Below are 13,682 nucleotides of genomic sequence, written 5' to 3' on the forward strand. Positions count from 1 at the left end.
CAAGCCTAATACTAACGTCCACCAGTCACTTTATGATGGACCTAAAAATGGAATCTACATGACTAGACTTTTAATATTCACAGATTTAGATGGCACATTACTCGACCATCACACTTATAGCTTTAAAGCAGCACAATCCGCGTTACTGTCGCTAAAGACCTTTTCCATTCCTTGCATCATCAATACAAGCAAGACATTCAGCGAGCTTCTCTCCCTTAGAAAAGATCTTAATCACCAAGACCCTTTTATCGTTGAAAATGGTTCCGCCATCTATATTCCTAAAAATTTGGCGCTGACGATAGACGAGCCATTAGAAGATTGCGGTGAATATTGGTTAAAAGCCTTTGGGCCAAAACGTGACAGATTGATCGAACTCACCAACGACAAACAAGACGACTACACATTTAAACGCTTCAGCGACATGACGTGGCAAGAACTGATGTCAATCACAGGCTTAAGCGAAGCAAGCGCCAAACAAGCCATGCAGCGAGAGTTCACCGAACCCATGCTATGGACAGACTCTCATCTCGCGCTAAATCATTTTAGAGAGCACCTTGCGCAGTTTGATATACAAATCCAAAAAGGCGGCCGTTTTTCCCATTTAATGGGCAAACACTGCGACAAGGCAAACGCCATGCTGTGGTTAAAAGAGGTGTATGAGACACAAAGTGACGAAGCCATTACCACCATGGCCTTAGGTGATGGCGAAAATGACGTTGGCATGCTGAGTAGAGCCGATATTCCGGTGGTAATTCGCTCACCTGTTCATGCGCCTCCCGAGATTCCAAATCGCAGCGACGCTTGGCTTAGTGACGCGTATGGACCCGAGGGCTGGGCTCAAGCGATCAATTTAATGCTAACCAAGCAAGGTATTTTGTAACACGCAAAAAAAGAATATAACGCAAACAGCCATTATTTTTATAACAATATTTAGGAGAATTATCATGGGCGATTTTCATCAAAACGGCATTATCACGACGCTTCATAATTTGGCGCACCGCCCGCTAGAAGAAATGGAAGCAGAGCTGTGCGAGTTTGCAAAAACGCGACCTATGTCTCTGATTCTGCCTTGTCTGTACTCGGAACTAGAAACAGACGCCATGCCTAATATTTTAAAACATTTGCAACAAGTGCCTTACTTGTCTGAAATCATCATCGGATTAGACCGAGCAACAGAAGAACAATACAAACACGCGCTTGAATTTTTCAGTGTTTTGCCACAAAACTACAAAGTACTGTGGAACGATGGCCCTCGCTTAAGAGAAATAGACAGCGTCCTAAAAGGTGAACACCTTTCTCCTTCTGACCCAGGTAAAGGCCGCAACGTTTGGTTCTGTATGGGCTACAACTTAGCCGCCGGCAAAGCGGAATCCATCGCTATGCACGATTGCGATATTGTAACGTACGATAGAGAGCTGCTCGCTCGTCTTATTTACCCTGTTGCCAACCCAAATTTTAACTACGAATTCTGTAAAGGCTTTTATGCACGCGCCGCCAATGGAAAAATGAATGGCCGAGTCAGTCGTTTATTAGTGACACCTCTGCTGTGCTCACTCAAAAAAGTCTTTGGGCATTTGGATTATTTGGATTATTTAGACAGTTACCGCTACCCTCTAGCAGGCGAGTTTTCCTTCCGCCGCGATGTGATGACCGATTTGCGCATACCAAGCGATTGGGGATTAGAGATTGGCGTATTAAGTGAAATGTACCGAAACTATTCGACCAACCGTTTATGTCAGGTCGATATCGCCGACATTTACGATCATAAACACCAAGACTTATCAGCCGACAATGACGATGGCGGCTTGTCTAAAATGTCGATCGACATCACCAAAGCCATTTTTAGAAAGCTGGCAACAAATGGTACGATTTTTAATCAAGAAACGTTCCGAACGATCAAAGCAACCTACTACCGTGTGGCGTTGGATTTTATTGAAACCTATCGCAATGACGCAGAAATCAACGGACTGAAGCTAGATGTTCACGCCGAAGAGCAAGCGGTTGAGCTTTTTGCGGGCAACATCATGAAAGCGGGTAATCAGTATTTAGAGAACCCAATGGAAACGCCTTTTATTCCGAGCTGGAACCGCGTGGTAAGTGCTTTTCCTGGGGTTATGACGCAACTGGCACAAGCGGTTGAATTAGATATGGCCGAGTTCGGTCCTAAATAATTGGTTTCGACTAGGCTAAACAACACAGCATTGTTTTTCACCCATTAACAAAACAGACAGGCAGGTAAACATGGAAAATGCACCTTTGTCGCCTCTAGAACAGCGACTTATTGCTCATCTGCAGACCATTTATCCGAATTTAGACACCAAAGAGCTGGCTGAAAGGTGCTTAACGACTTTTCACCTAGATCCGGCAACAGAATCACCGAGACCCCATAGAAACTTATGGGATCAATCTGACATTATGTTAATTACCTATGCAGACACCTTGCGCAGAAAAGAAGAAGCGCCTTTAGAAACACTGCATAAATTTGTAAAGAGCAAATTGTCCGACTCCATTTCTGCGGTTCACTTGCTGCCATTTTTCCCTTACAGCTCAGACGATGGTTTTAGTGTGATGGATTACACGACGGTCAATCCTTCGTGTGGAAAGTGGGACCATGTGTCGAATCTTTCAAAAGATTTCAAAGTCATGGGCGACTTGGTCATTAATCACTGCTCAAGTCGAAGTTTATGGTTTGAGAACTACAAAGCAGGTGTGAACCCCGGAGCCAGTTTTTTTTATGAGGCGGACCCAAGCGCTGATTTGAGCGCCGTTGTTCGTCCTAGAACCTCGTCACTACTCAGAGAAGTGCAAACCAAAAATGGTGAAAAACACGTTTGGTGTACGTTTAGCCACGACCAAGTTGATTTAAATTTTGAAAACCCAGACGTTCTGCTGGAATTTCTACGCATCATTCATTTGTATCTAGAAAAAGGCATTCGCTGGTTCCGCTTAGACGCGGTGGCCTTTCTATGGAAGGTCCCTGGCACAAGCTGTATTAACCTACCTCAAACCCATGAAATCATTCGCTTATTAAGGCTAATGATCGAACATTACGCCCCAGAATCCGTCATTATCACCGAAACCAACATACCCAATCAGGAAAACTTAACTTATTTTGGTAACGCCAACGAAGCGCATTTGATCTACAACTTTTCATTACCGCCTTTGCTTATTAACAGCCTTGTCACGGGAAATTGTAGTCATTTAAAACAATGGCTCATGAGCATGGCACCAGCTCAGCAAGGCACCACTTACCTGAACTTTGTGGCGTCACACGACGGTATAGGTTTACGCCCTACAGAGGGCCTGCTTTCTGAATGGGAGCTGGAAACGTTAATCAACACCATGAAACGCTTTGGTGGGAAAATAAGTTCGCGTACTACACCGCAAGGCGAAGCCAAACCTTATGAGATCAACATAAGCCTGTGGAATGCCTTGTCTGGTTCCGCGCAACAAGGCCCAGATCAATGGCAATTTGCTCGTTTCCTTTGCGCAGTGGGTGTCATGATGGCGCTAGAAGGCGTGCCTGCCTTTTATATTCACAGTTTATTTGGTACAGAAAATGATTTGGATCGAGTGAATAACACGGGCCATTATCGCTCAATCAACCGTCATATTTGGGACATGGAAGAGTTAGAACACGTTTTAAATACACCAACACATCATCAAAAAGTGTTTCAGAGTGTCACCAAATTAACTCAAATACGCCGTGCTCAACCTGCTTTCCACCCGAATGCGACTCAGTATATTTTGCACATGGGAGAAAACTTATTTGCTTTTTGGCGTCAAAGTTTGGACAGAAGACAAAGCCTGTTTGCGGTATATAACATGACGGATCAGCCACAACATTTTAACTTGTCAGAACTTAACCTTATTGCCAACGATGATTGGACAGATTTGGTCTCAGAGCAAGTATACGAAGACCGTTTAGGAAAAGTCACCTTGATGCCCTACCAATTTGTTTGGCTGGCAAATAAGAAAGGCAAAATAAAAAGCAGCGCTTAGCACGCATAAAAAATGCGCCCTATGTGAGGGCGCATTTTTTTATTACCAAATGACAAACAACAGCAATAATTTAGTGACTCACCGTTTTAGAAAAAACATTAATCACTACGACACCAGTAACAATCAATGACATACCGAAACAAGCGGCCATATCGAGTTTTTCATTGGCAAATAGATAGCCGAACAGCGAAATTAAAACCACGCCCAACCCAGACCAAATGGCGTAAGTAACACCAGTCGGCATCGAGCGCATCACTATGGTTAATAGATAAAAAGACACACCATAACCAACAACAAGCACGACACTTGGTCCCAATTTAGTGAAAGAGTCCGACGCTTTTAATGCCGTCGTCGCGATCACTTCGGCAAGTATGGCTAAGAACAACAAGAAATACGTCATAAAATCTCTCTAAATGGGCCAGTGAAATACACTATTTATCTGCCAAGTTTTCTTCTGTCTCAATACTCTCAAGATCAACGTCTTCAGCCAAAAAACCACCGGTCTGATGCGCCCAAAGTGACGCATAAATACCCGCGTGCTTAATGAGTTCTTCATGGCTACCTTGCTCGACTACGTTGCCTTTGTCTAAGACAATAAGACGATCCATGGCAGCAATGGTCGACAATCTATGAGCAATAGCGATAACCGTTTTGCCTTGCATTAATTTGTACAGACTGTCTTGAATCGCCGCTTCCACTTCGGAATCCAACGCGGATGTCGCTTCATCCAACACTAATAGAGGCGCATCTTTCAACAAGACCCGTGCAATCGCAATACGCTGACGCTGTCCACCCGAAAGCTTAATGCCACGCTCTCCTACCATGGCATCGTAACCAGCATTGCCAAATGGATCGGTTAAGGTTTGTATAAACTCATGCGCTTCGGCATTTTTTGCCGCGGTGATCATTTCTTCTTCAGTGGCGTCTGGTCGGCCGTAAAGTAAGTTTTCTCGAACCGTTCGGTGTAACAAGGATGTATCTTGAGTCACCATGCCGATTTGAGCACGTAAAGAATCTTGCTTAACACCTTTGATGTCTTGCCCGTCAATTCGAATTTGACCGGATTCAATATCATGAAAACGCATCAATAAATTCACGATGGTCGATTTCCCTGCACCAGAACGCCCGACTAATCCGACTTTCTCGCCCGCTTTAATCGATAAGACAAGGTTTTCAATCACCTTACTGTCTTGCTTGCCATAGTGAAAATTCACTGCGTCATATTCAATTATACCGTGCGTTACGGATAATGCAGGTGCGTTTGGCGTATCTTCTATCTCAATAGGCCGTGACAGGGTTTTCATGCCATCATTCACCATGCCGATGTTTTCAAACAAGGCACTCACTTCCCACATGATCCATTGCGCCATACCATTTAAGCGAAGCGCCAAACTGACCGCGATGGCAATCGCACCCACGCTGATAATACTGTCCGTCCACAACCAAATAGACAACGCCGCGATTGCAAACGTCAATACATAGTTACAGGTTTGCACGCCTACACTTAACATTGTGACTAAGCGCATTTGCTTATAAACCGTCTGTAAAAAACCATCCATCCCATCTTTCGCGTATTCCGCTTCACGCTCGTGATGTGAAAAAAGTTTTACCGTCGAAATATTGCTGTAGCTATCAACCACACGACCCGTCATGGTAGAGCGAGCATCGGCTTGATCTGCGGATATTAATTTGAGTTTTGGGACAAAATAGAGTTGCAGTAATATATAACAAGCCAACCAGACCAACATTGGAATCATCAGTCGATAATCCGCATTAGCAATCAACACAATCATGGAAATAAAGTACACGCCGATATAGACCAATACATCGAGCAGCTTCATCACGGTTTCACGTACTGCCAAGGAGGTTTGCATCACTTTAGTGGAAATACGTCCGGCAAATTCATCCTGAAAAAAAGACATGCTCTGACGCAAAATATAATGATGCGACAACCATCTAATTCGCATCGGGTAATTGCCTAATAAGGTCTGATGAATAATGGCGGAATGCACAAACGTCACCAATGGCATGGCCACCAGAATCATCAAAGACATCCACAATAAATGCGAGCCTTCTTCAGCAAAAAAGGTTTTTGGGTCTTTGTTAATCAGCCAATCTACCAGCTGGCCCATAAAACTAAACAAGGTTACTTCAAGAATAGCGATAGTCGCCGTGAGAACCGACATCAGTAAAAGTGGTAGTTCTACGCCTTTTGAATAATAGCGACAGAATGCGAGCAATGTTTTAGGGGATTGTATCGCTTCTATATCCGGATAAGCCGATACCCATTTTTCAAAAAAACGTAACATAGTATTCCTTATTAAACCCTAAAATTGACACTGCTCAGAAGATAAAACACAACGAGAAAATAGAGCGAGAGATCTGTAAAAAAGCAGATCCATTGTTGATTAACCAAAAGAGGCAAAATTGAACCACGTTCCCTAATTGAACACCAGAAAAGATCCACATCTCAAATTGCATAGCCATAAGCTTTACTTAGTGTTTGCACAATTAAAGCCGCGGAGAATAAACAAACGGATTATAATTACCCCGCATACCAATATGCTTCCTAATTTATTGCAAACAATCCGATTAATCCTTCAATTAAGCCATTGTATGAAACTTACTTTTCCCATTGTTTTAGTTCTCGGTCTTTTGTCTGGGCTGACACCGCTAGCAATTGATGCGTATCTGCCAAGTATTCCAACCATAGCAAAAAGCCTAGATACGGATATTAGCCTGATACAAATGACGCTGAGTATGTATTTACTGGTGTTTGCTTTTTTGCAGATTCTTTTTGGGCCGATATCTGATGCTATCGGACGCCGTAAAGTCGTTGTTGGCGGTCTTGGCATTTTTGCTATTGGTAGCTTCCTTTGTGCTATTGCACAGAGCTATGAAATGCTCATGGTTGGCCGAGCGGTTCAAGCTTTCGGCGGTGCTGCCGTGGCCGTTAGCGTCCCAGCCCTTGTCAAAGATGGTATGTCGATTAATCAGTTTGCCAAAACAATGTCGATGATCATGCTCGTCATGGCGCTGGCACCATTGGCCGCGCCTATTCTAGGCGGGGCCATCTTAACTATTTGGAGCTGGCATTATATTTTCGTTTTCTTGGGTATATTAGCCATTATCTCCATGGTGTTATTTTTACGCACCATCCCTGAGACATTGCCTCCCGAAAAGCGCACTCCTTTCTCTTTTCTAAATGCCTCGCGTAACTATGGCAAACTGGTTAAAAACGCGTCTGTGATGGGCTATGTTGCTTCCTCTGCCTTTTATTTCGCGGGTATGATGAGTTTCATTACGGGTTCATCTTTTGTCTATATTGAAATCTATGATATTGATCCTGCTAATTTTGGATTTTTAGTGGGCGTAAATGTCATCATGATGATGTTGGCCGCCACTATTAATGGACGATACGTAGAAAAACTAGGGACTGAAGTACTATCAAAGTATGCCATTTACGCTCCCTTGATCGCCTCAGCGTTGATGATTTTACTGACTTTTTTTGACCATCCACCACTCCCTTTTATCATTATTACGAGCATGTTATTTATTGGCCCAATGGGAATACTGGGCAGTGGGTTCATGGCTGGCGCACTGAAAAACGCAGGCAACCACAATGGCAGTGTCACGGCATTAGCGGGTACGTCTCGATTCGCTATGGGCGCGGTAGGAGGCGCTGTTGTCAGTATCCTCCACAACGGTACATTCGTCCCGATGCTTGGTACTATTGCGACCTGCGGTATAATTTCCTTTATTATCTTCAAGGTCACAGTACGTTACGCTAGACCACCATTAGAAGACTAATTTTACCCATAATCTACAGTACGGAGTTCCAATGCTAAGCACGCAAACGCTGATTGAGAAAATCAAACACACACCAGAACAAGTCCAATTTAAAGAAGTCATTGATGTTATCGAGCGTGAATACGATTTCACCGCGGCGGCTTTTACTAATGGTAAACAAAACAATGCCATTAATGAAAATAATGGTTCTTGTAAGCTTTTCTCTTTTGCATCCATGCATGAATTAACCGAAACACAAACGTTGCATTTATTTGGTGACTTTTATCGTGTTGATGTCTTAGAAAATCCAGCCGCGAACGATCATCAAAACATTCGACAGTTCATTGAAAATGGCTGGAATGGTATTGCCTTCACAACAACAGCTTTAGTCAATAAAAACTGATTAAAAGGGTCACAAAGGCTTATAACAATAAACTTGTGACCCAAGTCCATTACGAAAAGTCCTTTTAATAAACACGTCTTAATTGTTGAACTTCCCACTTAAAAAATGCGATAGTGCCAAATACAATAAGCATGAGGTAGTTATGGAACTAGTGGCATTTGATCTAGACGGAACCCTACTTAATCGGCATCAACGGCTTTCAGATTACACACTCGAAACCCTCGATCGCTTAAAATCTGCAGGGGTTTTCTATACTGTCGCCACAGGCCGCACTCATTTTGCCGCGATGGCTTGTATTGAGGAGCATCAATTTCCAAATTGGCAAATTTTCAAAAATGGTGTCGAATGGTGGGATCCTCAACAAAACCAGTACCGTCACAGAAACCTACTGTCTCAGAGCCACATTCTTGACTTGCTCTCTTCGTTTGAAGAAAATGACGTCACGCCATTCATTTTTTGCTTAGAAGATGATGGATCACATCGAGTCTACCATTCGCCCCTACAAGGTCACCTAAGCGATCACATCGCCAACGAACTAGGTAACCATAAAAACATGAGCCTTCACCCTTTGTCCGAGCTCACTCATAACGCAAGAATCACCAATATAAGCGCGATGGGACAACCAGAATTTATCGACAACATCATCAAAGACAGCCAAGAACACAGTCATTTAACCGCGTATTCGGGCGGTGGTATTTACCATCCAGACGCCTTCTGGTTGGATATTCATCACAGTAACGTGTGTAAAGGTTCGGCTCTGATGGAACTAAAGGCAGAAATTGGTGCCGAAAGGTTAATCGTGTTTGGTGATGGCGACAATGATTTGTCTATGTTTTCAGCATCAGATGAAGCGTTTGCAACAGACAATGCTTTGATTCACGTGAAAGAGGCCGCAACGAATGTCATCGGTCATCATGACGAAGATGGTGTGGCAAGGTACTTAAGAAAAAGGTATAACTTGTGACATTAAAGAGAAGGGGTTGATTTCTATTTATCCTCCTCCATTAACTAAAAGACAACATAATCACCTTTACGCAATGATCATAATGTTCCATGATTGTTATAAGAATAATTAGTTTGGAGAAATGCCATGTTTGAATTTTTACTCTTCATTGCCGCCTGTGCAGCAATTGCTTTCTTGGTAGCCAATATCCAGAAACACGCAGCGCAATCAAAAGAAACGCTTAAACCGATCAAAATTGAGCGTGAAGAAAAAATGCGCCGCCCTGTGCCTCGTCAGAAGCGTCATTACTAAATTCTTCTAATTGACCCAAGATTGCCAGGTTGATGTATCACTCAATCTGGCAATTTCGTATTAATACCATATTCTTTCAGCTTATTTGCTATCGCGCTGTGACTCATACCAACCGCTTTTGCCAAACGCCTCGTACTCGGGAAATTTGGGTACAAGGTTCTTAGCAGGTTCGCCTCCCATTGTTTTAGTGTTATCTCCAATGAATCATTGATTAATTCCAAACTCGGCATAGTGGAAGACTCTGGCAACATCAAATCATCAGCTGTCCATGCCTTACCCTTCAATGTCAACAACGCCTGTAAACAGATATTTTGTAGCTCTTTTAAATTTCCCGGCCAAGAATACAGTGCCAATTTAGTCAGTGCGCTTTTCGATACGGTTGGTATCGGTAATCGATAACGTTCAGTTTGCTCCAAAATAACTTGTTGAACCAATCCATCGATATCTTCTCTACGCTCCCTAAGGGATGGCATAGCAAGATGCAAAGTGGCTAAAGCAAAATAAAGGCTCTTATTTAATGTCGTACCGTCCGACAGTTGTTGCCGACTTAAGGAAGACAGACTGATCAAACGCACACTGGCATCAAAACTGCTGACAACACTCGGTTGTCGAGTAAGCCAATTGGCCAAATCAACCTGTACCTGTTCATCTAGATACTCAATATCGGTTATTACAAACCATCCAGACAAGGCATCTAGCTCAACAATAGCATCGCATGTCATGTCTCTTGCGTGACGAATAATTAGCTGAGCTTCTGGGTCCACTTGCTGTTTATGCCAATACTGAAATAAGGCTTCGATGAAATCTCGCTTTCCTGTTCCCACTTCTCCGTGTACGAGCAACGGCATCGCCATTCCCGCAAAGGCTTTTGCCTCGGCTAAAGTGCGCCTCATCGACTCGCTTTTTATGACAGCGGGTTGGAAGTATATTTCTAAATGGCATTCAGCATTAGGCGCCTGTTTCAAACTCGCTGTTTGACGATCTAAGCGTAATTCAGATTTTAAATAAATGACCGTTCCCGCTGGGTTTTCAATACCATCATCATCGGACACAAAGAAGGGTTTCGTCTCAAGCAGTAACGTTTTATTTCGAATTCGAATCCGTTTACTCATCCCCACTTTTGGGTTCGCCCACGTCTCTTTAGAGAAACTGATTCCTTTTATGAATTGCTGTAATGGCTTATGCAATAGGTCTGCAATCGAAACATTCAGGTCCTCAGCCGCTAGCTCAGTGACCATAGTAATTTCGCCTTTTAGATCCACCGAAATGACACCATCCGGTAAGGCTTCTAATAAGGTATAAAGCGCATTATGCTCCCTTTCAAAAGGAGTAAAAATGACCGTTTTTACATCTTCAACACTCTCCAAACGGCGATTTTCTGCAAGCAAGCGCTGCAATTGAAGAAAAGGAATATCTAAAAAACCACAATAAATACAACGTCGCTTTGTATCCATTTCCACTAAACGCATATCGATTTGATGCGGTATGAATAAGTCGAGGATTTCACGCACCATGCCGATTCTATCTTCGCACTGTATTTCTAACCTCATGCTTACTCTCTCACGCAGCGACCGAATAATTCGGAACGCATTATTTCTCTTTTGAACTCAATAATAATAAATTTTGCTGTGGTGCAAACGTCTCATATAGCGGTAATACAGCCGCCCCTAACACCCCTGCGGTATAGCCAGTTTGAGCAACACGGATCTCAGGAAGAGGCAGCATACTATGGGACGCCAAGGTACTTTCAAGACGGTCAATTAAAGCCGCTAAAACAGGCGCGGGCAAACGCCCACCTATGAGAACCGCTTCAGGATCGTATAACGCAATGACGGAAGCCAGCGCCGGCGTGACTTCTAATGCCACTTCGGCCGCCCACTGATTTATAAGCCCTGCGTACTGATCATCATGCCAACCTTCATTGTCAGGCCACACGACTTGATTTGCCATTAGAAATCGACGTAATGAGGACAGGGACAACGCTTCAAGAATCCATTTACCATGTTTGCCAGTCGCCGTTGGAATTAAACCAAAACTGCCCGCTTTACCATGCGCGCCAAAATAGCATTCACCATTAGCCACCAAACTACCACCACAAGCAGTACTGACAAAAAGATAAAAGAAGTGTCTTTTAGGCGAACCTGATGCAAGCAGCAACTCACTGGTTGCCGCCGCCACCGCGTCGTTTTCACAGAAGCAGCTTACACCGGTTAATTCCGCTAACCATGATTCAAAAGCATCTGACTGCCAATATTTTAATGCGGCTTTTAGCCCGTCAAGATTGGCTCTTTGATCTGAGTCGGTGACCAATGTATCCAACCAAGAGTCCATATAATCAGGTCTAGCGAGGCCTATGCCTTGAACCTTACTCCAACTTGCTCCCAGTGTTGCTTTCACTTCTTCGATAAGGTCTTGGGCGATTTTTTTAGCCAGTTCCTCAGAGGGAAAAGACACCTCTCGTTCTAATAACAAAACACAGGCGCCACTAAAATCCAGCAGCGCCGCGCTGATATGATCCCGGTCAACATTGATACCCAGTCCATAAGCGCCGCTCTCATTAATACTCAGCTTAATGGAGGGCTGTCCGCGACGACCGGTCACCTTACCCACAATAGTAAGTAACTGCCGTTCAAGTAAAGAAGAAGTAATCACCGAAATAGTCTGTGTACTCAACCCTGTGCGCTCAGCAATACTCACCCGAGAAATTTCTGGGTGTTGCCGAACCAAGTGGAGAATAATCCGTTCATTATAAACACGGCTTTGTTCAGAGGTACTACCTGACGATTTCATACAACTCACCCTCATATTTAAGCTCGTAAACTAACGACTGATATTTAATAAATCTAATTGATTTAATAATATAACTCATTAAGATGAGTTAGCGCTCACAAAATACCGATCTCGCTAGCAAAAATAAACAGGCTCTTTGCCTTAAACAGCAAAGCCGCCCACAAAGGACGACATTATGCCCACTTTTCCAGCGTTTCAATCTGCCAATTTTTTAAACAGCCATATTCAGTCTACTATGGCGTTTTATCACCCAAACTGCATTGATCTTGACGGTGGATTCTTTCAATTCTTCAAAGACAACGGCGACATTTACGACACCGATACTCGTCACCTTGTTAGCAGCACGCGCTTCATTTTCAATTATGCAAAAGCGTATCAAGCAGAAGAGCAACACACAGAAAACAAGCAAGCCTACCTAGAAGCAACTCGTCATGGATTGCGCTATTTGAGAGAACGCCATCTTCGTAACAATGGCGGTTATGTTTGGTTACTAAACAAAGATCAAAACCTAGATGAGACCAATCACTGCTACGGGCTTGCCTTTGTCCTGCTCGCTTACGCCACCGCTTATAAAGCTGGCGTAGAAGAAGCCAAACCTTGGATTAAAGAAACCTTCGATCTAATGGAGTTGCATTTCTGGGATGCTGAGTTTGACTTATACAAAGATGAAATTTCCAGCGATTGGCAAACCGTTTCAGACTACCGCGGGCAAAATGCCAATATGCACAGCTGTGAAGCACTTCTTGCCGCCTATGATGCAACACAAGCACCCCATTATCTTGAACGGGCCACTTTACTCGCTAGCAATATTTGCTTACGCCAAGCCGCTCTAGCGGGTGGTGAGATTTGGGAACACTACACCACGGATTGGCAGGTCGACTGGAACTACAATCTCGCAGACCCAAAACATTTATTTCGCCCTTGGGGATTCCAACCAGGCCATCAGACGGAATGGGCAAAACTGTTACTTTTAATTCACCAGCGCTCACCGCTCGAATGGCTAATCCCAACTGCAAAAAAACTATTCGACACCACATGGGATAAATCTTGGGACGAAACCAATGGTGGACTTTGTTACGGTTACGACCCTAAAGGCCACATTTGTGACGGTGATAAATATTTTTGGGTACAAGCAGAATCCTTCGCTGCAGCGGCTATGTTAGCAATAACGACCAAAGAACAGCACTATTGGGACAAATATCAACAACTTTGGCAATACAGCTGGTCACACATGGTTGATCATCAATACGGTGCTTGGTTTCGTATTTTAACTCAAGACAACCAAGCCTTTGACGACTGCAAAAGCCCTGCTGGAAAAACGGACTATCACACCATGGGCGCTTGCTATGAAGTCATAGAGCAACTTTCTAAATCGGCTTGATCTTCTTACTCAATAAACTGAGATCATTCTATTCATATACAAAATGAAGTATGATGCAGGCC

At 43.6% G+C, this 13,682-nt stretch carries 12 protein-coding genes; 8 read left to right on the plus strand and 4 right to left on the minus strand.

The window, feature by feature from the left end; all coding sequences use genetic code 11:
- Positions 1-58 precede the first annotated feature (58 nt).
- From MP3633_RS11385 to MP3633_RS11395, 3 genes are all read left to right on the plus strand, one after another.
- Positions 59-880, plus strand: coding sequence for an HAD-IIB family hydrolase (locus MP3633_RS11385; protein WP_176335635.1), 822 nt, complete (start codon positions 59-61; stop codon positions 878-880).
- A 64-nt stretch (positions 881-944) separates the two neighbouring features.
- The gene (locus MP3633_RS11390; protein WP_112138083.1) at positions 945-2,171 is read left to right on the plus strand and encodes a glycosyltransferase family protein; all 1,227 of its coding nucleotides are present in this window, start codon (positions 945-947) and stop codon (positions 2,169-2,171) included.
- Positions 2,172-2,241: 70 nt separating this feature from the next.
- A complete protein-coding gene (locus MP3633_RS11395) occupies positions 2,242-4,002 on the plus strand; it encodes an alpha-amylase family glycosyl hydrolase (RefSeq protein ID WP_176335636.1) in 1,761 nt (586 codons plus the stop codon).
- Positions 4,003-4,072: 70 nt separating this feature from the next.
- On the opposite strand, the gene MP3633_RS11400 is transcribed toward MP3633_RS11395, so the two are convergent.
- The gene (locus MP3633_RS11400; protein ID WP_112138080.1) at positions 4,073-4,402 is read right to left on the minus strand and encodes a DMT family transporter; all 330 of its coding nucleotides are present in this window, start codon (positions 4,400-4,402) and stop codon (positions 4,073-4,075) included.
- 31 nt (positions 4,403-4,433) lie between these two features.
- Positions 4,434-6,311, minus strand: a complete 1,878-nt coding sequence (locus tag MP3633_RS11405) for an ABC transporter ATP-binding protein (RefSeq protein ID WP_176335637.1) — start codon at positions 6,309-6,311, stop codon at positions 4,434-4,436.
- A 307-nt stretch (positions 6,312-6,618) separates the two neighbouring features.
- On the opposite strand from MP3633_RS11405, the gene MP3633_RS11410 reads away from it, so the two are divergent.
- The 4 genes from MP3633_RS11410 to MP3633_RS11425 all read left to right on the plus strand — a co-directional run bounded on the left by MP3633_RS11410 (position 6,619) and on the right by MP3633_RS11425 (position 9,449).
- Positions 6,619-7,812 (plus strand): Bcr/CflA family multidrug efflux MFS transporter, encoded by a 1,194-nt coding sequence (locus MP3633_RS11410; RefSeq protein WP_112138077.1) that lies wholly within the window; start codon positions 6,619-6,621, stop codon positions 7,810-7,812.
- 31 nt (positions 7,813-7,843) lie between these two features.
- On the plus strand, positions 7,844-8,194 hold the full coding sequence (locus MP3633_RS11415; protein ID WP_176335638.1) for a HopJ type III effector protein: 351 nt from the start codon (positions 7,844-7,846) through the stop codon (positions 8,192-8,194).
- A 142-nt stretch (positions 8,195-8,336) separates the two neighbouring features.
- Positions 8,337-9,158, plus strand: coding sequence for an HAD-IIB family hydrolase (locus MP3633_RS11420; protein WP_112138074.1), 822 nt, complete (start codon positions 8,337-8,339; stop codon positions 9,156-9,158).
- 126 nt (positions 9,159-9,284) lie between these two features.
- Entirely contained in the window at positions 9,285-9,449 is a 165-nt protein-coding gene (locus MP3633_RS11425) for a hypothetical protein (RefSeq protein WP_162690150.1), read from the plus strand.
- Positions 9,450-9,490: 41 nt separating this feature from the next.
- On the opposite strand, the gene MP3633_RS11430 is transcribed toward MP3633_RS11425, so the two are convergent.
- Both MP3633_RS11430 and MP3633_RS11435 read right to left on the minus strand, forming a co-directional pair.
- Positions 9,491-10,999: a TyrR/PhhR family helix-turn-helix DNA-binding protein gene (locus MP3633_RS11430; RefSeq protein ID WP_176335639.1), complete on the minus strand. Its 1,509-nt coding sequence runs from the start codon at positions 10,997-10,999 to the stop codon at positions 9,491-9,493.
- 40 nt (positions 11,000-11,039) lie between these two features.
- The gene (locus MP3633_RS11435; protein ID WP_176335640.1) at positions 11,040-12,239 is read right to left on the minus strand and encodes an ROK family transcriptional regulator; all 1,200 of its coding nucleotides are present in this window, start codon (positions 12,237-12,239) and stop codon (positions 11,040-11,042) included.
- A 175-nt stretch (positions 12,240-12,414) separates the two neighbouring features.
- Between MP3633_RS11435 and MP3633_RS11440 the strand changes: the two genes are divergently transcribed.
- The gene (locus MP3633_RS11440; protein WP_176335641.1) at positions 12,415-13,620 is read left to right on the plus strand and encodes an AGE family epimerase/isomerase; all 1,206 of its coding nucleotides are present in this window, start codon (positions 12,415-12,417) and stop codon (positions 13,618-13,620) included.
- Positions 13,621-13,682: the final 62 nt, after the last annotated feature.

Source organism: Marinomonas primoryensis (genome assembly GCF_013372285.1).
GTDB lineage: Bacteria > Pseudomonadota > Gammaproteobacteria > Pseudomonadales > Marinomonadaceae > Marinomonas > Marinomonas primoryensis.